Annotated in this window: 22 protein-coding genes and 1 riboswitch; of the genes, 7 read left to right on the top strand and 15 right to left on the bottom strand. The window is 64.6% G+C overall.

All coding sequences use genetic code 11. The features are described from left to right. Positions 1–49: 49 nt before the first annotated feature. Together AC5RV1_RS08275 and AC5RV1_RS08270 are read right to left on the bottom strand one after the other, a co-directional pair. Positions 50–3,178 carry a S8 family serine peptidase gene (locus AC5RV1_RS08275; RefSeq protein ID WP_493994158.1) on the bottom strand — a complete coding sequence of 1,043 codons (3,129 nt, stop codon included), beginning with the start codon at positions 3,176–3,178 and terminating at the stop codon, positions 50–52. Between the two features lie 256 nt (positions 3,179–3,434). Continuing rightward, positions 3,435–3,617, bottom strand: a complete 183-nt coding sequence (locus AC5RV1_RS08270; protein WP_493994157.1) for a hypothetical protein — start codon at positions 3,615–3,617, stop codon at positions 3,435–3,437. Between the two features lie 266 nt (positions 3,618–3,883). On the opposite strand from AC5RV1_RS08270, the gene purS reads away from it, so the two are divergent. From purS to AC5RV1_RS08250, 4 genes are all read left to right on the top strand, one after another. Then, positions 3,884–4,135, top strand: coding sequence for a phosphoribosylformylglycinamidine synthase subunit PurS (gene purS / locus AC5RV1_RS08265; RefSeq protein WP_015935902.1), 252 nt, complete (start codon positions 3,884–3,886; stop codon positions 4,133–4,135). Position 4,136: 1 nt separating this feature from the next. Next, positions 4,137–4,916 carry a phosphoribosylformylglycinamidine synthase subunit PurQ gene (gene purQ, locus AC5RV1_RS08260; RefSeq protein WP_493946238.1) on the top strand — a complete coding sequence of 260 codons (780 nt, stop codon included), beginning with the start codon at positions 4,137–4,139 and terminating at the stop codon, positions 4,914–4,916. Further along, on the top strand, positions 4,913–7,222 hold the full coding sequence (gene purL, locus AC5RV1_RS08255; protein WP_493994156.1) for a phosphoribosylformylglycinamidine synthase subunit PurL: 2,310 nt from the start codon (positions 4,913–4,915) through the stop codon (positions 7,220–7,222). The genes purQ and purL overlap by 4 nt, the downstream gene beginning before the upstream one ends. Positions 7,223–7,294: 72 nt before the next feature. Beyond that, positions 7,295–8,119, top strand: a complete 825-nt coding sequence (locus tag AC5RV1_RS08250; protein WP_493994155.1) for a GDSL-type esterase/lipase family protein — start codon at positions 7,295–7,297, stop codon at positions 8,117–8,119. Between the two features lie 3 nt (positions 8,120–8,122). Here AC5RV1_RS08250 and AC5RV1_RS08245 read toward each other — a convergent pair whose 3' ends face one another. From AC5RV1_RS08245 to AC5RV1_RS08230, 4 genes are read right to left on the bottom strand one after another with little or no spacing between them, the layout of a single operon-like run. Next, positions 8,123–8,416: a DUF503 domain-containing protein gene (locus AC5RV1_RS08245; protein WP_461173818.1), complete on the bottom strand. Its 294-nt coding sequence runs from the start codon at positions 8,414–8,416 to the stop codon at positions 8,123–8,125. Positions 8,417–8,447: 31 nt separating this feature from the next. Further along, a complete protein-coding gene (locus AC5RV1_RS08240) occupies positions 8,448–8,765 on the bottom strand; it encodes a putative quinol monooxygenase (protein WP_493946235.1) in 318 nt (105 codons plus the stop codon). Next, a complete protein-coding gene (locus AC5RV1_RS08235) occupies positions 8,762–9,301 on the bottom strand; it encodes a DUF1990 domain-containing protein (protein WP_493946234.1) in 540 nt (179 codons plus the stop codon). Before AC5RV1_RS08235 ends, AC5RV1_RS08240 begins: the two co-directional genes overlap by 4 nt. 11 nt (positions 9,302–9,312) lie before the next feature. Then, the gene (locus AC5RV1_RS08230) at positions 9,313–9,729 is read right to left on the bottom strand and encodes an MmcQ/YjbR family DNA-binding protein (RefSeq protein ID WP_493946233.1); all 417 of its coding nucleotides are present in this window, start codon (positions 9,727–9,729) and stop codon (positions 9,313–9,315) included. A 46-nt stretch (positions 9,730–9,775) separates the two neighbouring features. On the opposite strand from AC5RV1_RS08230, the gene AC5RV1_RS08225 reads away from it, so the two are divergent. Further along, positions 9,776–10,801: an isopenicillin N synthase family dioxygenase gene (locus AC5RV1_RS08225; RefSeq protein WP_493994154.1), complete on the top strand. Its 1,026-nt coding sequence runs from the start codon at positions 9,776–9,778 to the stop codon at positions 10,799–10,801. 11 nt (positions 10,802–10,812) lie between these two features. Here AC5RV1_RS08225 and AC5RV1_RS08220 read toward each other — a convergent pair whose 3' ends face one another. The 6 genes from AC5RV1_RS08220 to AC5RV1_RS08195 form a co-directional block, all read right to left on the bottom strand. Then, positions 10,813–11,238 (bottom strand): CoA-binding protein, encoded by a 426-nt coding sequence (locus AC5RV1_RS08220; RefSeq protein ID WP_493994153.1) that lies wholly within the window; start codon positions 11,236–11,238, stop codon positions 10,813–10,815. A gap of 56 nt (positions 11,239–11,294) precedes the next feature. Beyond that, a complete protein-coding gene (locus AC5RV1_RS08215) occupies positions 11,295–12,197 on the bottom strand; it encodes a hypothetical protein (protein WP_493994152.1) in 903 nt (300 codons plus the stop codon). Then, a complete protein-coding gene (locus AC5RV1_RS08210) occupies positions 12,194–12,745 on the bottom strand; it encodes an RNA polymerase sigma factor (protein ID WP_493946401.1) in 552 nt (183 codons plus the stop codon). The genes AC5RV1_RS08215 and AC5RV1_RS08210 overlap by 4 nt, the downstream gene beginning before the upstream one ends. A 313-nt stretch (positions 12,746–13,058) precedes the next feature. After that, entirely contained in the window at positions 13,059–13,388 is a 330-nt protein-coding gene (locus AC5RV1_RS08205) for a YegP family protein (protein ID WP_493994151.1), read from the bottom strand. A gap of 269 nt (positions 13,389–13,657) precedes the next feature. Next, complete coding sequence (locus tag AC5RV1_RS08200; RefSeq protein WP_163166586.1) at positions 13,658–14,947, bottom strand: adenylosuccinate synthase; 1,290 nt, start codon at positions 14,945–14,947, stop codon at positions 13,658–13,660. A 261-nt stretch (positions 14,948–15,208) separates the two neighbouring features. Next, positions 15,209–16,270, bottom strand: coding sequence for a M14 family zinc carboxypeptidase (locus tag AC5RV1_RS08195; RefSeq protein ID WP_163166588.1), 1,062 nt, complete (start codon positions 16,268–16,270; stop codon positions 15,209–15,211). Positions 16,271–16,489: 219 nt separating this feature from the next. Further along, positions 16,490–16,596, top strand: a riboswitch (SAM riboswitch). Positions 16,597–16,607: 11 nt separating this feature from the next. On the opposite strand from AC5RV1_RS08195, the gene AC5RV1_RS08190 reads away from it, so the two are divergent. Continuing rightward, entirely contained in the window at positions 16,608–17,813 is a 1,206-nt protein-coding gene (locus tag AC5RV1_RS08190; protein ID WP_493994150.1) for a cobalamin-independent methionine synthase II family protein, read from the top strand. A 210-nt stretch (positions 17,814–18,023) separates the two neighbouring features. Beyond that, positions 18,024–18,656: a uracil-DNA glycosylase family protein gene (locus AC5RV1_RS08185; RefSeq protein ID WP_493946227.1), complete on the top strand. Its 633-nt coding sequence runs from the start codon at positions 18,024–18,026 to the stop codon at positions 18,654–18,656. A 152-nt stretch (positions 18,657–18,808) separates the two neighbouring features. Here the strand turns inward: AC5RV1_RS08185 and AC5RV1_RS08180 are convergent, their stop codons facing one another. The 3 genes from AC5RV1_RS08180 to AC5RV1_RS08170 form a co-directional block, all read right to left on the bottom strand. After that, the gene (locus tag AC5RV1_RS08180; RefSeq protein WP_493946226.1) at positions 18,809–19,231 is read right to left on the bottom strand and encodes a DUF3151 domain-containing protein; all 423 of its coding nucleotides are present in this window, start codon (positions 19,229–19,231) and stop codon (positions 18,809–18,811) included. Continuing rightward, entirely contained in the window at positions 19,232–20,251 is a 1,020-nt protein-coding gene (gene fbaA, locus AC5RV1_RS08175) for a class II fructose-bisphosphate aldolase (protein WP_493994149.1), read from the bottom strand. A 127-nt stretch (positions 20,252–20,378) separates the two neighbouring features. Continuing rightward, positions 20,379–21,047 (bottom strand): TrmH family RNA methyltransferase, encoded by a 669-nt coding sequence (locus AC5RV1_RS08170; RefSeq protein WP_493946225.1) that lies wholly within the window; start codon positions 21,045–21,047, stop codon positions 20,379–20,381. Between the last annotated feature and the right edge of the window lie 42 nt (positions 21,048–21,089).

Genomic DNA, 21,089 nt, shown 5'->3' with positions numbered 1-21,089 from the left:
CCCCGGTCGGTACAACCGCCGGGGATCCTGTTCGGTAAGCGTCAGGCTGCTAGACCCCGGGAACCGCGTCCGCGAGAGCTACCTGCGGAGCTCCGGAAGGAGCAGCGGAGGCGCCGCCCACCTGGACGTTGATCCAGGTCCTGATGCCGTTGTCGCCCAGGCTGAGGCGCGAAGCGTAAGTCCCTTCGGACAGGCCTGTCCAAGCCAGCGTGGCCGAGGTGGCCGTGCCGTTCGGAGCCACAATCGGGTTCGGTTCGACCGTGAGGTTGCCGGCGTCCCCCGCAAACGTGACCGCCTGAACGGACGCGCTGGCTGCTCCATTGTCAGGAGTGGAGTACAGGTTGGCCACGATGTAGTACGTGCCCGCTCGCGGCGACTCCACATCCAGGAACTCGCTGGCCGAAGCCGTCGCCACCTGTGTTGCCGTCACCCCGCCCGAAGCATTAGGTGCGTAGACCACCATGTCCCAGTCGACGTCGTTCGATTGCGCCTGGACACCCAAGCGGGCGAATGAAGCCCCGGCGGGCACCGTTACCTCAAGCAGCGCGTTGTGCGCATCATTTGTCCGGGCGTACGCCCCGGGAGTTTTCGTGATGGCTGTCTGGCTTACCGGCGCCAGGCCTTCCACCCCAACCTTGATGGGGTTGTCCGAACCGGACACCAGTTCCATGGTGCCGCTGCCGCTGCCCGTGGCTGAGCTGAAGGAGAACGACGGGGCAATCTGGGCATCAACAGGGCGAATGGCGATGGGAGAGCTCACAGTGCGCGGGCCCTTCCAGGTCAGGGTGCCGGTGCTGAACTTGCCCACCGGAGCGCTCACGTTCCTGATGGTCAGGGTAACCTCGCGGGTCTGGCCTGCCTTCGCGAAGTTCAGCGCCTTCGGCTCCACTTGGACGCTGAAGCCCGGCATGTTGACTTCCGGCCGGTACATCCCGGGAACCAGGGCAGTGAGTTGGCGCTTGACCTGCACTTCCCCCACCAGGCTGCCGAGCGCGATGGACGGCAGGTTCAGGTCACGGGCGGCAATGGTGCCGGCCTGTGGAACCCCCGTCTCTACACCTTGACCGTTGAGGAAGCCGAGCCAGTCCTTGACGCCCGAGTTGTAGACCAGGCCTGGATCCAGGAAGCGGGTTGAGTCGATATGGCCCGCGCCGCCCTGGAAGGGATCTGTGTTGGGTGAACCGTCAGCGTTGACCAGCGGGTAGGCAGTGGTCATCATTGCCGACTTGACCATGGCAGGCGTCCACTTGGGCTGTTTGCTGAGCACCAGCGCCCCAAAACCGGCGATGTGCGGTGCGGCCATGGACGTGCCGGACATAAAGCCGAACTGCTCGCCGTCGTTGCCGATGGTGGAAACGCCCGCGAGGACGTTCACACCGGGTGCAGCGATATCCGGCTTCAGCAGGTCGCCACCGGAAGCAAGACTTGGCCCGCGGGAGGAGAAGCCGGCGATCTGGGGCGTCGGGGAAGCGGGTTCTCCGGTCAAGTCCCCCTTGACCAGGCTGACTGTCAAAGCGGGGTTGGCTTCAATCTTGGACTTCAGTTCCAAGCTCTTCGGAGCGTTGACGTGCACCGTGGGGAGCACGTGATTGTCCGCATCTTCGGAGCTGCTGGTGAGGTTCACCAGGATCATCCCGACGCCGCCCTTGTCCTGGACCTCCTGGCTCTTGGCCGTCCTGTCCACAACGCCGCGGTCGCAGACCACCACCTTGCCAGCCACCTTGGCAGCATCGAGGGAACCGGGGCCGCAGAGGTTCGGATTGGCAGCACCTGCTGCTGCCGCAGCTGAGGCGACGACCACCGGTTTGTCTGCAACTTCCGATTTCATGATCGAAGCTCCGCGGTACAGCGAGCCGTCGGAGACCTTGACGGTGCCAAGCAGGTCACTCGGGAAGGTGGACGCTGCAACCGTGGTCAGCCAGGGTGAGGCGTGGTTGACCGTTGAGACGGTGGGGCCGGAGTTGCCGGCGGACGCGGAAACAAAAACCCCTGCGGCGGCAGCGTTGAGGAACGCCAGTGCCACCGGATCAGTAGTGCTGTTGTTGTTGCCCGAAATCGAGTAGTTCAGGACGTCCACGCCGTCCTTGATGGCGGCATCCACTGCTTCGACCGAAGCGGAGGAGTAGCAGCCTCCGGTATCGGGGTTGGTGTCCTCCCAGCAGATCTTGTAGACGGAGACCTTTGCGGCGGGAGCAACGCCGGAGCTTTTGCCGAACCCCAAGCCGTCAATCACCTGCTCTACGTTCGCGTTGCCTGCGGCGGTAGTGGCAGTGTGGGTGCCGTGGCTTCCGACATCGACCGGTGAGATGAGTTCTTCCGGGGCCCGGTTTCCGGGCGGTACGGACTGCAGGAAGGCATCGGCAAAGTACCTGGCGCCAATGACCTTGGAGTTGCACTGGGAGCCGTCGAATGAGGCGCCCGTCCCCTGCCCCTTTTGGCATTCGCCTTCGAAGGTGGTGCCGTCGGCCTTGAGCATGGCGATCCGGTCCTCGGCGGTCCGGTACGGCACGCCCACCTGCGCGGGACCACTCAGCGGCTGGACTGGCTCGCCCTGCAGGAATGGGTTGTCCGGGGCGTACCCGGAATCGATGACCCCTACGACAACGCCTTTGCCGGCGTTGGCTTCCCCGCCGAACTGCTTTGCCCAGACTCCGTCGGGGCCAGTCAGCTTGAGGAAGTCAGTGGTGGTGTAGTCCGGGGCATTCTCCACATCCGGCGCCACGGCCAGAACCCGGTTGTCCCTGGACAACTCCATGGCCTGATCTGCGTTCAGCTCGGCACTGAAACCGTTGAGGGCAGCCGTGAACTGCTTTACCGGAGTAACCCCCTTGCTGGCAGCGACCTCACGCTGCTGCTTGCGCAGATGGGCGTCGTAGGCCTTGTAGTTGGCACTTCCGGGTTCCAGCTTCCGGCCGCTCTGCGGCTTGGTGGCCCCAAGTCCCGGCGTTTCACCCTCGTAGGCCGCAGCTGCCGCACCCGCGAGGACAACGATGTAGCGTCCGTCCTTGAACTCCGCGGGCGTGGTCTTCTTTGCAGCTATTGCCATATCCTGTCCGGCCGGCACCGCGGTAGCGGGACTTACGGCCATCGAGGTGAGGAGTAGAGGCAGACCCACGGCCAGCGCCGCAGCCTTCCGGAATCCCCCGCCCCGTAAGGGACTCTTTCCAGTAGATCTCACGTGCAACCCTTTCACGAGGTACCGGCCCCGCCACGACTGCGGGCCGAAAATGACTGGCCGTCAGCGAAATTACAGATCTTGTCATTTCGTGAGACCAGTCGATTCAAAGAGTACAGACTGATAGCTCAATATGACATAGGACACAATGAGAATCTTTCGCCAGTTCCACGCCTGCGCCGGGCAGGGCACGGTGGCATGGAAAAGGGCACCCCGCAGGGCGCCCTGGCAAGTTCAGAGTGAGTGCGGGCAGACGCTGCTACCGGGGTGTGCGCACCACGTCGCTGATCCACTGCCGGGTCTTTTCATCCAAGGGCCCCGCGACCCGGTTTTCCCGCGCGAACCGGTCGGCTTTGATCTTCTGGAGCACCATTCGCCCCAGTCCGGCAAACACTGCCGCAGCAACCATGGGCAACAGCACGGATCTCGATTTCGCAGCCATTCAGCAATCCTAGTGACACCTTTGGCTCAACTCCAGATCCCGCGGCGAACCGCCCGCCGCTGCTCCTCAAATCCAGGGTTCCGGCCGCCGCCGGTGACTGGAATTTGCCGAATACAGGCTGGGGCGCTCCGGCCGGTAGAATGGAGTGGCAAGCTCGCGGAGCGCCCGTCCACAAGGTTTAACAAGGTGTATCAACACCTCGGTACGGCGTGAGACGGCACCACTCCGCTGCGCCCTTACCCAAGCTCACGCACAGGAGTTACCGGATGCCCCGGATCGTTGTTGACGTTATGCCCAAGCCCGAGATTCTGGACCCGCAGGGGAAGGCTATCGTCGGCGCTCTCCCCCGGCTGGGCTTTACCAGCTTCAGTTCTGTCCGCCAGGGCAAGCGCTTCGAACTGACCGTCGACGGCGAGGTGACCGAGGAGATCCTGGCCCAGGCGCGCGACGCCGCAGAGACCCTGCTGTCCAATCCCGTGATCGAGGACGTCGTCAACGTCGAGGTCGTCGAGGCCTGAAATGACTGAACTTCCCCTGATCGGCGAGGCCGTCGCCGCCAACGCTTCCGGTGCCGCCAGGCTCGCCGGCGCCCGGATCGGCGTCGTCACGTTCCCAGGCACTTTGGATGACCGCGACGCCGCCCGTGCGGTCCGCCTGGCCGGCGGCACCGCCGTCGAGCTTTGGCATGCCGATAAAGAGCTTGGCGACGTCGACGCCGTCGTGATTCCCGGCGGCTTCTCTTACGGCGACTACCTCCGTGCGGGCGCCATCGCCCGCTTCGCGCCGCTGATGTCCAAGATCATCGATGCCGCCAACAGCGACGCCAAGCTTCCCGTACTCGGCATCTGCAATGGCTTCCAGATCCTCACCGAGTCGCACCTGCTGCCCGGTTCGATGATCAAGAACGACCACCTGAAGTTCATGTGCCGTGACCAGGTCCTGCGTGTCGAAAACAGCAACACCGCATGGACGCTGGACTACGAAGCCGGCCAGGAAATCACTGTGCCGCTCAAGAACCAGGACGGCCAGTACCTCGCGGATGACAAAACCCTTGACGCGCTCGAGGCAGAGGGCCGCGTGGTGTTCCGCTACGTGGGCTTCAACCCGAATGGCTCCCGCCGCGACATCGCCGGCATCTCCAACGCCGCCGGCAACGTAGTGGGCCTTATGCCGCACCCCGAGCACGCAGTGGAGCCCGGATTCGGTCCCGAGTCGCTCGACGGCGTCGGCGGGTCCGACACCGACGGGTTGGGCTTCTTCACCTCCGTTTTGACCAAGATTGTGGGAGGCGACAAGTGAGCATCGAAACCACCAAGAAGTTCAACATCGACACCGTTGAGCATGCCGCGAAGACTCCGGATACCGAACTCCCCTGGGCCGAACTGGGCCTCAAGCAGAACGAGTTCGACGAGATCGTGAAGGTCCTGGGCCGCCGACCCACGGGCGCCGAACTCGCCATGTACTCCGTTATGTGGAGCGAGCACTGCTCCTACAAGTCCTCCAAGAACCACCTGCGCCAGTTCGGCGAAAAGGTGACCCCGGAGATGAAGAAGGACATGCTGGTGGGCATCGGCGAAAACGCCGGCGTGACCAACCTGGGGGACGGCTGGGCCGTGACCTTCAAGATCGAGTCGCACAACTCGCCGTCGTTCGTTGAGCCCTACCAGGGCGCTGCGACCGGAATCGGCGGCATTGTCCGCGACATCATCTCCATGGGTGCCCGCCCCGTCGCTGTGATGGATCCGCTGCGCTTTGGCGCCATCGACCATCCTGACACGGCCCGCGTAATGCACGGTGCCGTTGCCGGCATCGGCGGCTACGGCAACTCCCTGGGCCTGCCGAACATCGGTGGCGAGATGGTCTTCGACTCCGTCTACCAGGGCAATCCGCTGGTCAACGCCCTGGCCGTGGGCGTGATGCGGCACGAGGACATCCGCCTCGCCAATGCCTCGGGCAAGGGCAACAAGGTGGTCCTGTTCGGCGCGCGCACCGGCGGCGACGGCATTGGCGGCGCCTCCGTGCTGGCCTCCGAGTCCTTCGACGACACCAAGCCGTCCAAGCGCCCCGCAGTCCAGGTAGGCGACCCCTTCGCCGAGAAGGTCCTGATCGAGTGCTGCCTGGAACTGTTCAAGGGTTCGCTGGTTGAGGGCATCCAGGACCTCGGCGCAGCCGGAATCTCCTGCGCCACCTCCGAACTCGCTTCCAACGGCGACGGCGGGATGGCCGTTGAGCTGACCTCCGTACTGCTCCGCGACCCCACGCTGACCCCGGGCGAGATCCTCATGTCCGAGTCGCAGGAACGCATGATGGCCGTTGTCACCCCGGAAAACGTGGAAGCGTTCGAAGCGGTCATGGACAAGTGGGCTGTGGAGTACGCCTGGCTGGGCGAGGTGACGGACAGCGGCCGCCTCATCATCACATGGGAAGGCGAGGTGATTGTCGACGTCGATCCCCGCACCGTGGCACACGACGGCCCGGTCTATGACCGTCCGTTCGCCCGTCCGGAGTGGCAGGACGCCGTGCAGGCAGACACCTTCACCGGTTCCGTCCAGGACGCCAGCCGGCCCTCCGCTCCGGCAGAACTGGCCAAGGCCGTCACCGAGCTGGTGGCATCGCCGAACATGTGCTCCAAGTCCTGGATCACCAACCAGTACGACCGCTACGTGGGCGGCAACACCTCCATGGCGTTCCCCGATGATGCCGGCGTTGTCCGCGTGGACGAGGAAACCGGACTGGGCGTGGCTCTGGCCACCGACGCCAACGGCCGCTACACCTACCTGGATCCGTACCACGGCGCACAGCTGGCGCTGGCTGAGGCGTACCGGAACGTTGCCACGTCCGGCGCCGTCCCCATGGCTGTCAGCGACTGCCTGAACTTCGGCTCCCCCGAGGACCCGGACGTTATGTGGCAGCTCGCCGAAGCGATCCGTGGCCTGTCCGACGCCTGCATGGTGCTGGGCATCCCGGTCACCGGCGGCAACGTCTCGCTGTACAACCAGACGGGCACCACGCCTATCCACCCCTCCCCTGTGGTGGCAGTGCTGGGCAAGCTCGACGACGTTGCCCGCCGCACACCGTCGGGCTGGCGCGAGGATGGCCAGGCAATCTACCTGCTGGGCACCACCGCGGCAGAGCTGGACGGCTCCGAGTGGGCCAACATGCGCGGCCACCTGGGCGGCCAGCCGCCCAAGGTTGACCTCGACGCCGAACGTGCCCTGGGTGAGATCCTGATCAACGCTTCGCGCGATGGCATGATCGATTCCGCGCACGACCTCTCTGAAGGTGGCCTCGCGGCGGCCCTCGTGGAATCCTCGCTGCGATATGGCGTCGGTGCCCGGATCGCGCTGCAGGATGTCCTGGACCGGGACGGCGTGGACCTCTTCACTGCGCTCTTCTCCGAATCCCAGGGCCGTGCCGTCGTTGGCGTCCCGCGCTCCGAGGAAGTGCGGTTCACGGACATGTGCACCGCCCGCGGCTTCGCCCACACCCGTATTGGCGTGGTGGACGCGGCCAGCGGCACCCTGGAGATCAACGGGGTGGAGAGCCTGTCCCTGGACGCCCTCCGGGAAGCCCATGAGGGAACCCTGCCGAAGTACTTCGGCTGACCCCAGCGCTGCCAAACACGAAAATCCGCGCCCCCTTCGGAAGGTGGCGCGGATTTCCGCTTTAATCGAGCTATGGCCAAGGTGGCAAGGTTCCTCAGCTTCCTGCTGCTGCCGATCCTGATCCTGGTTGCGGCGGCGCCTACACCACGATCGGCGCCGAACGCTGCCTACCCCCACAGCATGGCGGCCCTCGGGGACTCCATCACCCAGGCCTACGGCGCCTGCTGCGCGCATGGCGATGATCCGGCACGGTCCTGGTCCACCGGTGACGGCCCGAGCGATGGGGTTACTAGCCACTACGAACGCCTGCTCCAGCTGACGCCCGGAATCAGGGAGAAAAACTTCAACAACGCCGTGAGCGGGGCGAAAGCAGCAGATCTGCCCCGCCAAGCCGAGGCCGCAGCCGGACAAGGCGCCGCGTATGTCACCGTGCTGGTGGGCGCGAACGATCTTTGCACGCCGTCGTTGGACACGATGACCCCGGTTGACGACTTCCGGGCCTCCGTGACCCGCGCGCTTGCCACGCTGGACCAGATGCGTCCGCGGCCCCAGGTTTTTGTCAGCAGCATCCCTGACATGTACCAGTTGTGGAATGTCCTGCGCCTCGACCCGTCAGCACAATCAGCCTGGTCCGCCGGCCGCATTTGCCAATCCATGCTTGCTGCTCGGAACTCCGAGGACATGCGCCGGCAGGTGGTCCAGCGGGAGCAAGCATTCAACGAGGTCCTCGCAGACACCTGTGCCCGGTACGAAAGCTGCCGTACTGATGGCGGAGCCGTCTACGCCCACGGATTCAGCGCAGGCGACGTAAGTGTCCTGGACTACTTCCACCCGAGCCTCCAGGGCCAGGCAACGCTGGCGGACATCACGTGGCAGGCCGCCTGGCAACGGAACTAGCAGTCAGTCCTCGCTGTGGTGGTCCCGCTGCCGTGCGCTCAGCAGTTCGATTTCCGGCCGTCCGGCCACAAGGCGTTCGACGGCGTCGAGCACCTCCACGAGGTGGGCCCGGTCAGCTGCCACCAGGCCGGCGCCCACTTGCGAGCGCCGGTATTGGTCGTGATACCCCACCTCAGCCACAGACACGTCATACTTGCGCTTGATGTCAGCCAGCAGCGGCCTGATAACCGAGCGCTTCTCCTTCAGGCTCTGGACGTCGCCCAGGAGGATGTCGAATTCGATCCAGCCGATCCACATGGCATCAGCCTAACGAAATACGGCTGCGGGGCTAGATGGAAAGTTCGCCCATCCGGTCCCAGCCTTCGCCGTCGAGCTGGCGGCTGATGATGCGGGGTGTCTCGGCGAGGGCCTGGTGCATGTCAGCTATGGCCTGCTTGAAGTGCGGGCTGTTGACGTGCTCTCCGGCGGCGTCGTCCTTGAACGCTTCAACCAGGACGTATTCGTTCGGGTCCTCCAGGCTGCGGGACCAGTCGAACCAGAGGTTGCCCGGTTCCTGCCTTGTTGCCTGGGTGAAGTCCGCAACAAGATCAGGCCAACGCTCGGACCATTCAGGCTTGACCTTGAATTTAACGACGATAAAGATCACGGGAGTTGTCCTTCCACGGCGAGTTGGCGTGCCCCTTCAATGTACCGGGAAGTAACGTGGCGCTGCGCAGCGCGGGTCACCAGTCCGCCGGCCGCGTAAAACCAGTTGCCCGGCTTGCTGAAGGCCCGGATTCGAAGGAGAACCTCGGCGTTTCCGTTGATTTCCACCTCGAAGGACTCCTCTCCCCGCGCGGGATGCCCGGGCAGTGCTCCGTACCCGAATCCGGCAGACTGGGGCATTCCCCCAGGCAGCGGTTCACGGACCCATACCACCTCGCACGGCGCGTCCAGCCGCAAGGGCCCGACGCCGAACCCGCTTGCCACCCGGGCCCCGGGCACTGCACGCGGGGAATCAGTGCGGACGCGGAGGCCCGCACGCCGCTGCAACTCCCAGGACAGGATGCCGGCGGCCACCCGCTGGTAAACCCGCAGGCCGGTGCCGAGGCGGACCTCCTCCAGCACGGTCGCGTAACCCGCAGGCGCGGAACCGTGCTCCGTGCCGCCGATGCCGGGGTAGTTGAGGACATCGCCTGCCATGCGCTTTGCCTTCAAAGGTGTTCACCTCTGCTCCCTGCCAGGCGCGCCCAGCCGAGCTGCTCCTGCTGCTTCCTGCTGAGGCCAGCCACCACCAGGTCGTAGGAGTCCTCCACCATGTCCCGGACCATGCCATAGGGCAACGCCCCATCGAGGCGTACGCCGTTCCAGTGCGTTTTGTTCATGTGCCAAGCCCCGGTAATTTCCGGATGCGCTGCGCGGAGCTGAACGGCCAGGGTGGGCTCACATTTGAGGTTTACGTAAAAATCGCTGGCGTCCATCGAGGACAAGGCAAAGAGCTTGGCCTCGTGCCGGGCCCCGCCGGCAACCCTTGCCCGGACCTTGAATACGGCAGTTTCGGGCCCGAACGGGTAATCCTCGAAGGCGCCCGGGAATGAAAGGCAAATTTTCCGCAGCGCGTCGGGGTCCATAAAGCCAGCCTATAAAGCAGGCCACTGACGGTGCTAGTCTGCGAGGATGTCATACGATCAGGGGATACCTGTTCTGGACCTGAGCACGGCGCGGCAGCCCTACGGGTCCTTCAGTCCGGAATTCATTGAACAGCTGCGGTACGCCACCCATAACGTCGGCTTCTTCCAAGTCACCGGCTACGGTGCCGGCCCGGGCCAGGCCGAACATCTCCTGGACGTCATCCGGCGCTTCTTCAGCCTGCCCCTGGAGGAACGGATGAAGCTGGACAACCGCCTGTCGCCGCACTTCCGGGGATACACCCGGATGGGCACCGAGGTGACGCAGGGCAGGGCGGATGCCCGCGAACAAATTGACTACTCCCCCGAGCGTGAGCCGGTCAGGGACTATCCGGCCGACCAGCCGTACTGGCTGCTCCAGGGTCCGAACCTGTGGCCGGACGAGTCCTTCCCCGAGCTCAAGCCTGCGGCGATGGAGTGGGCCGAGCTGATGTCCACGGTTGGAATGGAGCTCCTTCGTGCCATCGCGGTTTCCCTGGAACTGCCCGAGGACTACTTCGACGAGCCCTTCCGCGGTTCACCTGCCTGGATGGGCAAACTGGTGCACTACGTCGGCGGCGTGGTCGAGGCAGCCGGCGACCAGGGAGTCGGCTCCCATGCGGACTACGGATTCGTCACGCTCCTCCTGCAGGACCAGGTAGGCGGGCTGGAGGTCCAGCCCCCCGGCGTCACGGAGTGGCTGCCTGTGGAGCCTATCCCGGGCGCCTTGGTAGTGAACCTCGGCGAGATGCTCGAAGTAGCAACGGAGGGATACCTGGCGGCCACCATCCACCGGGTCCAGGCGCCACCCCCGGGGGTGGACAGGTACTCCGTCCCGTTCTTCTGGTCTCCCCGGCTGGACGCGGTGATCGGCCCGGTCCCCCTGCCGCCCGAACTGAAGGCTGAAGCAAGGGGCATTTCAGACGACCCCGCGAACCCGCTCCTGGCCTCGTACGGGATGAATATGCTCAAGGGCAGGATGCGTGCCCACCCGGACGTCACGGAGCGGCACTATCCCGAGCTTCTGAACCGCTAGCTGCCGGCCCGTCAGAGGTTGTATTTCCAGGCCTGCTGCGCGGGACAGGTGTCCACCACTACATCCAGCCCGGCCGCCTTGGCCCGCTCCGCCGCGGCCTCGTCGATGACCCCAAGCTGGAGCCACACCGCCTTCGCCCCAACGGCGATTGCCTGGTCCACCACTTCCCCCACTTTCTGGGAGTTCACAAAGCAGTCCACCACGTCGATGGGGTGTTTCTCAGCGGGAATGTCACCAAGGCTCCGGTAGCCGGCCTCCCCATGTACCGGCTCGCCCCGAAGGTTGACGGGAATGATCTCCATCCCCAGCCGGTCCCGGATAAAAAGCGAAGTGTCGTACGCGGCGCGCCACTCATTGGTGGTGAGGCCCACAATGGCCCACCGCCCTTTGGTCCGCATCAGGCGTTCGACAACGGCAGGATCATTCTTGTGCCCCATGTGCCTAGCCTACGTGGCCGGGAGGGCACGCCGGCTAACGTACTTCCCCGTGGCGCCTACCGGCTGAACTTCTGCAGCCATTTCCCACCGGGCACTGCATGTGCAGCTGCCCCGGCGGCGTCCGCAGCCTGTCTGAGGACTTCCGGCACGGAGTCCGCCCGTACCACTGGCACCGCTCCAGCCATATGGTTGGGCTCGTCCTGGGCACCTGCCCCTCCCTGGCCAACTGCCTGCTCCGGGAGCACACCGGCAGGGACCGCGTATTCCTCCTCGTCAGGCCCCTTGGCGTCGCTCTTCCCGGAGCCGGTGGCAGTGTTCTGCCCGCCGCCCCTGTCAGCCTCCCCGTTTACCTGTTTCCCCTGCCCGAACCGGTCCGGTGCCGCGGCTTCCGGCCTGCCGGGTGGGACAGGCGGATCCTCCGCGACGGGAGCGGTCGTGCGGGTGCCCCCGGCAGTAGTGTCTTCTTCGGCGACGCCAGGTTCCCGCTCCCCGTGCGCCGCTGCATCGGAGTTGGGTCCATCCATGGGGTCCGACAGCACTACGGCGTCCCGCGTGGGAAGGCTCCAGGCGGGCGTCCAGTCTTCCAGCATGTGCTGGATCGAGAGACTGCCGGTTGCACCGGGGATGGCGGAACTGGCCGCTACCCCGCCCACGCCAAGTCCCATGCCTGCTATGAGGGCAAGGCCGACGACGGTCGGCCGGTGTGCCCGGAGCCCCCGGCGCCTGGCGAGTTCATCCGGCCCGCTATCCGAAGTCCCGGCCGCATCGCCCGCGCCGCCAGTGGACCCGTCGCCGCATTCCGCCAGCAGAGCCGCAAGTTTTCCGGACGGGGCCGGTGCGGGCAATGACGCCAGCGACCCCACCGCAAGAAGCGCGGCGCGAAGCTCGGGGTCATTGCCGTGTCCGGCGTCGAGGAGCAACTCCTCCACAATTGTGGGCAGGAAATCCACGTGCGTCATGGCCTCAGGTACTCCTTCACAGCCGAAAGTTCCCGAAGTTTCCCCAGTCCCCGCCGCTGAAGCTGCTTTACGGCGCCGGCGCTCTTGCCCATGGCTTCAGCTGTCTGCTCCACGGTGAGTCCGGCAACGAGGCGAAGGGCCAGGGCCTCGCGCTGGTCCTGCGGCAACCCGTCCAGCAGGCCTATGACCTCAAGGGGTGAAATACGTTTGAGGGCGTCCGTCTCCGCGGAGCAATCTTCACGCTGGTCCAGTTCAGGCTCGAAGGGCAACCTGGCGGGGGTGCGGCTTTGGCGCCGGTGATCGTCCACCATCCGGGCGTGCGCGACGGAGAAGATAAAAGTCCGGAGGCCCGCGGCGCCACCATGGATGGTGTCGAGCCGTGGCAGGACGGAGAGGAACACTTCCTGCATGGCCGCCTCCGGGTCCTCGACTCCCCGGGCGGCGAGATAGCCCAGGACTTGTGATGCATAGGTCCGGTAGACAAGGCTGAAGACGGACGCACCGGCGGCTTGGTCCCGCAGGGTTCCGTCTGTGAGTGCATCTGTCACGGACGTCGTGCTTTCAGTCAAAAAGGGGTTCCGGACGGAAGAGGCCGAATCCAATGAGGAATGCCTTTTCCCCGCATCACTTTACCCCTCAGTAACTACTGCCCCGAGCCAGCCACGCAAAGCGCTGCGGCCAGTTGCCGCAACTGCCTTTGGCACCGGGAAGTGAAAGAGCCGGCCTGGAACGTGATGGGGGACACGTTCCAGGCCGGCGCTACATAGGGGTAATCGTCAGGGCCGCCCAAAGGGTTACGCGGTTTCAAAAGTTTTTTTGCAGAACTTTCGGAGCTGGTGGCGAGGAGTCGGAGACGCGGAATCAGCGCGGCGCAACGGCCAGTTGGCGCGGTCCCCTGGCATGGGTGAAGGCGTACACTTTGACTGGAATCCGCGGCCCGCAATCGGGCTTGGCTTCAACGGTTGCGGCCCTGTGGACAGCCGCAGGAACGGGCCGGGCAACAGCGCCGGACGAGGAAAGATCGGTGACCAGCCCGGTCCCGGCGCACTCGCGTACTGCTGCGATCCCGGCGGCCACTGCGCGCTTGTCCTCAAACGCCTGGGAAACAGCCATGATTGTGCCGTCGGCTGCCAGCAGGCGGAACCTGAACAGCGAGTCCGCGTCGACAAACACTTCGAACTTTCCGGCCATAGCGAATCCTTCCGTCTACGGGGATCCTGCTGGCGACGTCTTTGGCCGGGTCGTCCGGACGCATCGCTGCGTTCTCTCCGAGGGGTTTGTGTGGAACCGTGTGGTGATCAGTTCACCTGGTGTTAAAGAGTCTGCGGCCGCCGCCGGACACCTCACAAGACCGGCCGGGTTAACCCTGTGTAAATTGCAGCCCACGCCCCTTCCGCGGCGAAAGCCAACGGCGGGCCACCCTTTATGGGTGGCCCGCCGCCGTCGTAATTGCTGACGCGTCAGTCGTTGATGAGGTCGTTCACCACAATGGTCTGGTCCCGGTCCGGTCCGACACCGATGGCGGAGAAGCGCGTCCCGGACAGTTTCTCCAGGGCCAGCACATAGTTGCGTGCGTTCTCCGGCAGGTCCGCCAGGGTCCGCGCACCCGTGATGTCCTCTGTCCAGCCCTCGAAGTATTCGAAGATTGGCACTGCGTGGTGGAACTCGGTCTGCGTCATGGGCATTTCGTCGTGGCGCACGCCATCGACGTCATAGGCAACGCACACGGGGATCTGCTCGATGCCGGTGAGCACGTCCAGCTTGGTGACGAAGTAGTCCGTGAAGCCGTTGACGCGTGAGGCGTGGCGGGCCAGGACGGCGTCGTACCATCCGCAGCGGCGCGGCCGGCCGGTGTTGACGCCGAATTCACCGCCGGTTTTCTGCAGGTAGACGCCCATCTCGTCGAAAAGCTCCGTGGGAAACGGGCCGGCGCCAACGCGTGTGGTGTACGCCTTGATAATGCCGATGGAGCGGGAGATGCGGGTTGGCCCGATGCCCGACCCCACGGAGGCTCCGCCGGCCGTGGGGTTGGAGGAGGTGACGAACGGGTAGGTTCCGTGGTCCACGTCCAGGAAAGTCGCCTGGCCGCCTTCCATCAGGACCACCTTGCCCTCGTCCAGGGCAGAGTTGAGGACCAGGGTGCTGTCGATGACCAGCGGGCGGAGCCGGTCGGCGAAGGACAGGAAGTACTCCACGATCTCATCCACGAGCACGCCGCGGCGGTTGTAGACCTTGACCAGGAGTTCATTCTTCTGGCGCAGCGAACCTTCCACCTTCTGGCGGAGGATTGACTCGTCAAACACGTCCTGGACCCGGATGCCCAGGCGGGCCACCTTGTCCATGTAGGCGGGGCCGATGCCACGGCCCGTGGTCCCGATGGCGCGGCTGCCAAGGAAGCGCTCCGTCACTTTGTCCAGCACCTGGTGGTAGGGAGCAACAAGGTGTGCGTTCGCAGAGACGCGAAGCTTTGAAGTGTCGGCGCCGCGGGCCTGGAGGCCTTCGATCTCCTGGAACAGCGCCTCGAGGTTAACAACGCAGCCGTTGCCGATGATGGGTACCGCGTTGGGGCTGAGGATGCCTGCCGGAAGCAGCTTGAGTTCGTATTTTTCACCGCCTACGACGACGGTGTGCCCGGCGTTGTTGCCGCCGTTGGGCTTGACGACGTAGTCAACGCGGCCGCCCAGCAGGTCGGTCGCCTTGCCTTTTCCTTCGTCGCCCCACTGGGCTCCTACGATCACAATTGCTGGCATGGGATCCTCCCCCATTCGTTCGGGCTGCCCGTGCCATGCCACAACGTGGCGGCCTGGTGCAGCGCCGTTCATGAGAATGCCCCGAATAAACCGGCCTTCGCTGGTCCGCGGGCGGCACAGCGACGCAAGAGTTCCGGGGCTCTTACCACCCAAGTTTAGCCGATGAGGGACTTTGTCCACTCGTTGGGCCGCCGCGGTCCTTCTTGCAGGGTAAAGGACTCCTGCGCGGCAAAGGACCGCGGCGGGCTGTCAGCGGTGACGCTACTCGTCGTCAGCTTCCTCGCCGGGGCGGGAGGTCTGGGTGGCGAGGCTGTCCCAGAAGGAGGTGTCGGCGTCGGCAATTGATCCATCAGCGATTGCTGCGGCGGTTGCGGTGAGGGTGGTGACCGTTTGCTTGATCAGGTATCCGTTGCTTCGGAGCCCCAGGGCGTAGCCGTCCAGATAGTGGTCGGACATGCCACGCATCTCAAACAGCAGCGTAGCGATCCCGTATTCCACGGCAATGCCGTTGCGGCTGATCGTTTCGGCGCTGCCGCCGACGTACTTGCCGAGGTGGCCCCAACCGGTGGAGTCGACGTTATCGAAGACGACGGCGCCCAACTGCTTGGACTTTTCAACAACTGCGGGATCGGCGTTCGGCGTGGTGGGGTACAGGATGGACCCGGAAACCAGCTTGCCGTCGCGTTCGCTGCGGGTGCCTTGGTGGTGCAGATCGATCATGTAATCGATCCGGTACTTGCGCATCACGTTATTGTGCAGCGCCTGCGTTTCCGGCTGGACCTTGGCTACGTGGTCGCGGTTGAGGTCCACTTCTTCGGCGTTGTACCGCGTCATGTTGCGGTCACCCTTGGCCAGGTAGTCGTCCAGCGGGAAGTTCACGTCCCCCATGGCGCCGTCCGCATTAAGCATGGGAACGATCAGGATGTTCGCGCCGCCGAGAATGTCTGCGGACTTGCCGGTGCCCAGGTGCTTGACGAATTCCAGCGCGCCCTCGGTGGTGAGCTGCTCGTTGCCGTGCTGCTGCGTCAGGTAAAGGATGGTGGGCTTGGCCGGGTCCGACATGTACTTGACCAGGTGTATGTCCCGGCCCTTCACGGTCTGGCCGATGACCTCCAGCTCCATGGCGCCCTGGCGGGCGTCCTGGTCCTTGAGGAAGGAGACCATCTGCTCGTAGGTGGCAAGCTTCGATGTGGTGATTTGGCCGTTGCCGTCATAGTTGGGGCCTTCGCCCACGGCCATCGCCGGTGCCGGCGCGGCTACTGCTGCCAGTGCCAGGGCTCCGGAAACTGCCAGGGTCCTGAAGGTTGCCAGGGTTTTTCTCACGGTGCGGTACCTCTTTCGAGTGCATTAGGTGCGTCCAGCCCGCCATGTCCCCCATCGCGAGCTGTGACAAAAGACAACCAACCTCGACAAAGGCTGTCAATGAGGTGACACCAATCTGCAGCCAGTTATTACGTTCTGAAAGCTCCGGCTCTCGTGTCCCCGCCGACACAATCCGAAAGCGGATTTGCTCCCGGGCGTACCGGTGCATTTAAGTGAGAGTGCCCATCCGGAGCGGCCGAGAGACCTGGATCGATGACGCCGCAGCAACCCCACAGAGTGCAGGTACGTCCTGCCTGCGAAGGTGCTACTGCCAGGACCGATGGAAAGGAAATCCAGCATGTCCCTGAACACAGACCACATCCGCGTCACCCACGCCGGATCGTTGCCGCGTACCCCTGAGCTGATCGCCGCCAACGCCGCCCGCGAAGAGAACCCTTCCGATGTCGGGGGCTTCAACGAACTCCTTACCGCTTCCGTGGTGGACCTGGTCCAGCGCCAGCAGGGCCTCGGCATCGACATCCCCAACGACGGCGAATACGGGCACGCGATGTCCGCCGCTGTGGACTATGGCGCATGGTGGTCCTATTCCTTCGCACGCATGGGCGGGCTGGAACTGGACAACGACGCCAAGTGGGCGGTTGAACCGAAGGAATCCACCCCGGGCAACGTACAGCTCACCGGCTTCATCCATCGCCGCGACCGCACCCACTTTGCAGAGGCCTACAACGATCCCACCAGCGGCATCTTCACCGGTGGCCCCAAGCCCTTCCCCAAGGTCACTGGACCGCTCGTCTACACGGGCCAGGACGCCGTCGCCTCCGACATTGCAAACCTGAAAGCAGGCCTGGCCGCCGCCGGTCTGAAGGAAGGGTTTGTTGCCGCACTCTCCCCCGGGAGCGCCTCACGCATCACCAACGAGTACTACGCCACGGAGGAGGAATACATCTACGCCTGCGCCGACGCGCTCCGTGAAGAGTACAAGGCCATCATCGACGCCGGCCTGATCCTCCAGATCGACGATCCCTCCATCGCCGAGAACTGGGACCAGATCAGCCCCGAGCCGAGTGTGGCCGACTACCTGAAGTTCACCCAAATCCGCGTGGAAGCCCTGAACTACGCCCTCCGCGGCCTTCCCGAGGAGCAGGTCCGGTTCCACCTCTGCTGGGGCTCCTGGCACGGCCCGCACACCACCGACCTTCCCCTTGCGGACCTGGTGGACACGATGCTGCAGATCAACGCCGGGGGCTACTCCTTCGAGGCTGCCAACGTCCGCCACGAGCACGAGTGGCGGGTTTGGGAGGAGACCAAGCTCCCCGAGGGCAAGGTCATCATCCCGGGTATCGTCTCGCACGCCACCAATGTGGTGGAGCACCCGGACCTGGTGGCAGACAGGATCGTACGGTTCGCAGACGTTGTGGGCCGGGAGAACGTCATCGCCTCCACCGACTGCGGCCTGGGCGGCAGGGTCCACCCGCAGATCGCCTTCACGAAGCTGGAAGCCTTGGGCGAGGGTGCGAGCCGGGCCACCAAGCGGCTCTGGTAGCCCGGAACAGAAAACGCAAACCGCCGGTTCCGTGCCCCGCTTGGATTGGGTGCGCGGGACCGGCGTTTCGTTTCGCAGGGCTTGCTAAACTGGTAAAGGCCGACCAGGAATCGGTCCGCCCCATTTCAACCACTTCGGATCTGCTGCGCCATTGTGCGCCCATTTTCGCGGTGGCAGCAACACCAATCCCCGCAGGAGACCCAGCACTACATGACAGCCCTGGCACCCGAATCTTTCCATGATCAGCTTCTGAACCGCCGCTACGAACCGAATGTTGCAGCCGTCAACGAACTGTGCGATTCCCTGCAGGGGACCAAGCCGGGCACCATCGTGCCCTACGTGGACCCCATGCACGACGTCGACGAGTGCCGCATCATCAGCCTGTACTCGAACATCGGCGAGGCCGACCCGTCCGGATTCATCACCGCCGGCGACCACGACGCCGCCACCCGGATGCTGGGGATCCAGTGGAAGCTGGGGCTGCGGCCGGAGTTCGTTATGCCGTGGAACGTCCATCCCTGGCACGTCGCCGGGGAGGCCAACGGGAAGTTCACGCCGGACCAGATTTCCGCGGGCCTCAAGCCGCTGCTGAAGTTCCTGGCATTGGTTCCGCGTGCCTCGGTGATCGTGGCCCACGGCACGGAGGCCAACCGCCTGGCGAACCTGCTGCTGAAGACGGAGGTGCCGCTGCTCTGGCGTCGCGGACTGAAGACCTACAAGGTGCGCTCCCTCAGCGGCCGCGCGTTCGCCGGCTCGCCCGCCCGCCAGGAGGAGTACCTCGAGGACATGCGCGTGGCCTACGCCGACGCGATGGCGCGGACGGGCCTGCAGAAAGCCAGCTAATCCCCTCAAACCTGTGAGTTTTGTCCAGATATGCAGGCCAAAACAGCGTTTTGAGCTGCGTATCTGGACAAAAACTCCTGCACGTACGACGACGGCCGGTCACCTTTCCAAAGAAGGTGACCGGCCGTCGTCGTTCTTTACCGCAATGCGTATTACTCGCCTTCGATGGCTGCTTTCGCCGTGGGGTCCGAGTCGTTCAGGAACTTCTCGATCCGTTCCGGCTCCTCCGCCTCGCCAATCGCCGCAGCAGCCCGCCCCAGCGAGTACAGCGCCCGCAGGAAGCCGCGGTTGGGCTCATGCTCCCACGGGATCGGGCCGACGCCGCGCCAGCCGTTGCGCCGCAGCGAGTCCAGCCCACGGTGGTAGCCCACGCGTGAGTAAGCGTAGGAATCGATGGTGCGTCCCTCGGCCCAGGCCTCTTCAGCCAGGACGGCCCACAACAACGAGGAAGTGGGGTGCTTCTCCACCAGGTCCAGGGCTTCCTGGCCGGCTTCCAGCTGCTGGTAGACCTCCGTCTCGGCAGGCAGGAGCGTGGGTTCCGGGCCCATCAGGTTCTTGCGGAACTCGTCCGACATCTAGAAGGTCTTTCCGGCCGAACCGAGCTGCTTGGTCGCCTCCACCACGCGGGCTGCCAGGCCGGCTTCGGCCGAAGCACCCCAGACGCGGGGATCGTAGGTCTTCTTGTTGCCCACTTCGCCGTCGACCTTCAGGACACCGTCATAGTTGCGGAACATGTGGTCCGCCACCGGACGCGTGTAGGCGTACTGGGTGTCGGTGTCGATGTTCATCTTGATGGTGCCGTAGGAAACGGCGTCGGCGATTTCCTCGTCGGAGGAGCCGGAACCGCCGTGGAACACGAGGTCGAACGGGCTGTCCTTGCCGATCTTGGCGCCCACCTGTGCCTGGATGTCCTTGAGGATCTCCGGGCGGAGCTTAACGCCGCCGGGCTTGTAGACGCCGTGGACGTTGCCGAAGGTCAGTGCCGTGATGTAGCGGCCGTTCTCGCCGGCGCCCAATGCCTCAATGGTGGCCAGGGCATCCTCGACCGTGGTGTAGAGCTTTTCATTGATCTCGTTCTCGACGCCGTCTTCTTCGCCGCCCACGGTGCCGATCTCGACCTCAAGGATCATCTTCGCGGCAGCGGTGCGCTCGAGCAGCTCGCGGGCGATGCGCAGGTTTTCCTGCAGGGTCTCGGCGGAGCCGTCCCACATGTGGGAGTTGAACAGCGGGTTGCGGCCGGCCTTGACCTCGGCCTCGGAAGCTGCGAGCAGGGGCAGCACAAAACCGTCCAGCTTGTCCTTGGGGCAGTGGTCAGTGTGCAGCGCGATGTTGACGTTGTAGTTCTTGGCAACTTCGCGGGCGAAAGCGGCGAAGCCCAGGGAACCGGCAACCATGTCCTTGGTGGAGGCGCCGGACCAGTAGGCCGCACCGCCGGTGGAGACCTGGACGATGCCGTCGGACTCAGCTTCGGCGAAGCCGCGGAGGGCTGCGTTCAGCGTCTGCGAGGACGTGACGTTCACGGCCGGGAATGCGAAGCCGCCCGCCTTTGCGCGGTCGATCATCTCGGAGTAGATCTCTGGGGTTGCAATGGGCATGCTGACTCCTATGCTGAGGTTCGTCTGTGGGCTGGTAACCCTGGAGTACCGCTTACGGCTAGCACCATCCTAGTCATTACCGCGCTGGGAGTGCTGTGGGTTACGCCCGGACCCTGGCCCTGCCCCGCTACACGTGCTGGTTGAACACGTGCCGGCGTACCCAGGCGTGCATGGCAATTGCGGCCGCCGAGGCCGCGTTGATGGACCTGGTGGAACCGAACTGCTCGATGGACAAGGTGGCGAGGGCGGCCTCGTGGACCTCAGGGGTCAGCCCGGGCCCTTCCTGGCCAAACACCAGCACGCAGTCCTTGGGCAGTTCATAGGTCTCCAAAGGAACGGAGTCCGGGAAGATGTCGATCCCGATGATCGCCAGCCCCTCCCCCTGCGCCCAGGCCACGAAATCCTCCACGGTGGGATGGTGGCGGACGTGCTGGTAACGGTCGGTGACCATGGCGCCCCGGCGGTTCCACCGCCGTCGTCCGATGATGTGCACCTCCTTGGCGAGGAAGGCATTCGCGGTGCGCACCACCGTGCCGATGTTGAGGTCGTGCTGCCAGTTTTCGATGGCGACGTGGAAGTTGTGCCGCCGTGAGTCCAGCTCCGCCACGATCGCGTCATGCTTCCAGTAGCGGTACTTGTCCAGCACATTGCGGCGGTCGCCGTCCGCCAGGAGGTCAGGGTCCCAATGGTCGCCTTCCGGCAGCTCGCCTTCCCAAGGTCCGACGCCGACTTCCGGCTTTTCGCCCGGCGCCTCCGGGTGTTCCGGTCCAGGTGCTGCAGGCGGTTCGGACGTCATACCGGGCGTTTGCTTCACCCCTCAACACTAGACTGGACCTTT

The organism is Arthrobacter sp. Hb9-2 (assembly GCF_059091165.1).
Note: the sequence above shows the minus strand (reverse complement) of the source record. Positions and strands in the feature narration are given on the sequence as shown.

What these genes read in the sequence shown, in the direction of transcription:
- AC5RV1_RS08270 (WP_493994157.1), bottom strand. Translation starts at nt 3,617, where the DNA reads ATGGCTGCGAAATCGAGATCCGTGCTGTTGCCCATGGTTGCTGCGGCA.
- purS (WP_015935902.1), top strand. Translation starts at nt 3,884, where the DNA reads ATGCCCCGGATCGTTGTTGACGTTATGCCCAAGCCCGAGATTCTGGAC.
- purQ (WP_493946238.1), top strand. Translation starts at nt 4,137, where the DNA reads ATGACTGAACTTCCCCTGATCGGCGAGGCCGTCGCCGCCAACGCTTCC.
- AC5RV1_RS08250 (WP_493994155.1), top strand. Translation starts at nt 7,295, where the DNA reads ATGGCCAAGGTGGCAAGGTTCCTCAGCTTCCTGCTGCTGCCGATCCTG.
- AC5RV1_RS08245 (WP_461173818.1), bottom strand. Translation starts at nt 8,416, where the DNA reads ATGTGGATCGGCTGGATCGAATTCGACATCCTCCTGGGCGACGTCCAG.
- AC5RV1_RS08235 (WP_493946234.1), bottom strand. Translation starts at nt 9,301, where the DNA reads ATGGCAGGCGATGTCCTCAACTACCCCGGCATCGGCGGCACGGAGCAC.
- AC5RV1_RS08230 (WP_493946233.1), bottom strand. Translation starts at nt 9,729, where the DNA reads ATGGACCCCGACGCGCTGCGGAAAATTTGCCTTTCATTCCCGGGCGCC.
- AC5RV1_RS08225 (WP_493994154.1), top strand. Translation starts at nt 9,776, where the DNA reads ATGTCATACGATCAGGGGATACCTGTTCTGGACCTGAGCACGGCGCGG.
- AC5RV1_RS08220 (WP_493994153.1), bottom strand. Translation starts at nt 11,238, where the DNA reads ATGGGGCACAAGAATGATCCTGCCGTTGTCGAACGCCTGATGCGGACC.
- AC5RV1_RS08215 (WP_493994152.1), bottom strand. Translation starts at nt 12,197, where the DNA reads ATGACGCACGTGGATTTCCTGCCCACAATTGTGGAGGAGTTGCTCCTC.
- AC5RV1_RS08205 (WP_493994151.1), bottom strand. Translation starts at nt 13,388, where the DNA reads ATGGCCGGAAAGTTCGAAGTGTTTGTCGACGCGGACTCGCTGTTCAGG.
- AC5RV1_RS08200 (WP_163166586.1), bottom strand. Translation starts at nt 14,947, where the DNA reads ATGCCAGCAATTGTGATCGTAGGAGCCCAGTGGGGCGACGAAGGAAAA.
- AC5RV1_RS08190 (WP_493994150.1), top strand. Translation starts at nt 16,608, where the DNA reads ATGTCCCTGAACACAGACCACATCCGCGTCACCCACGCCGGATCGTTG.
- AC5RV1_RS08185 (WP_493946227.1), top strand. Translation starts at nt 18,024, where the DNA reads ATGACAGCCCTGGCACCCGAATCTTTCCATGATCAGCTTCTGAACCGC.
- AC5RV1_RS08180 (WP_493946226.1), bottom strand. Translation starts at nt 19,231, where the DNA reads ATGTCGGACGAGTTCCGCAAGAACCTGATGGGCCCGGAACCCACGCTC.
- fbaA (WP_493994149.1), bottom strand. Translation starts at nt 20,251, where the DNA reads ATGCCCATTGCAACCCCAGAGATCTACTCCGAGATGATCGACCGCGCA.
- AC5RV1_RS08170 (WP_493946225.1), bottom strand. Translation starts at nt 21,047, where the DNA reads ATGACGTCCGAACCGCCTGCAGCACCTGGACCGGAACACCCGGAGGCG.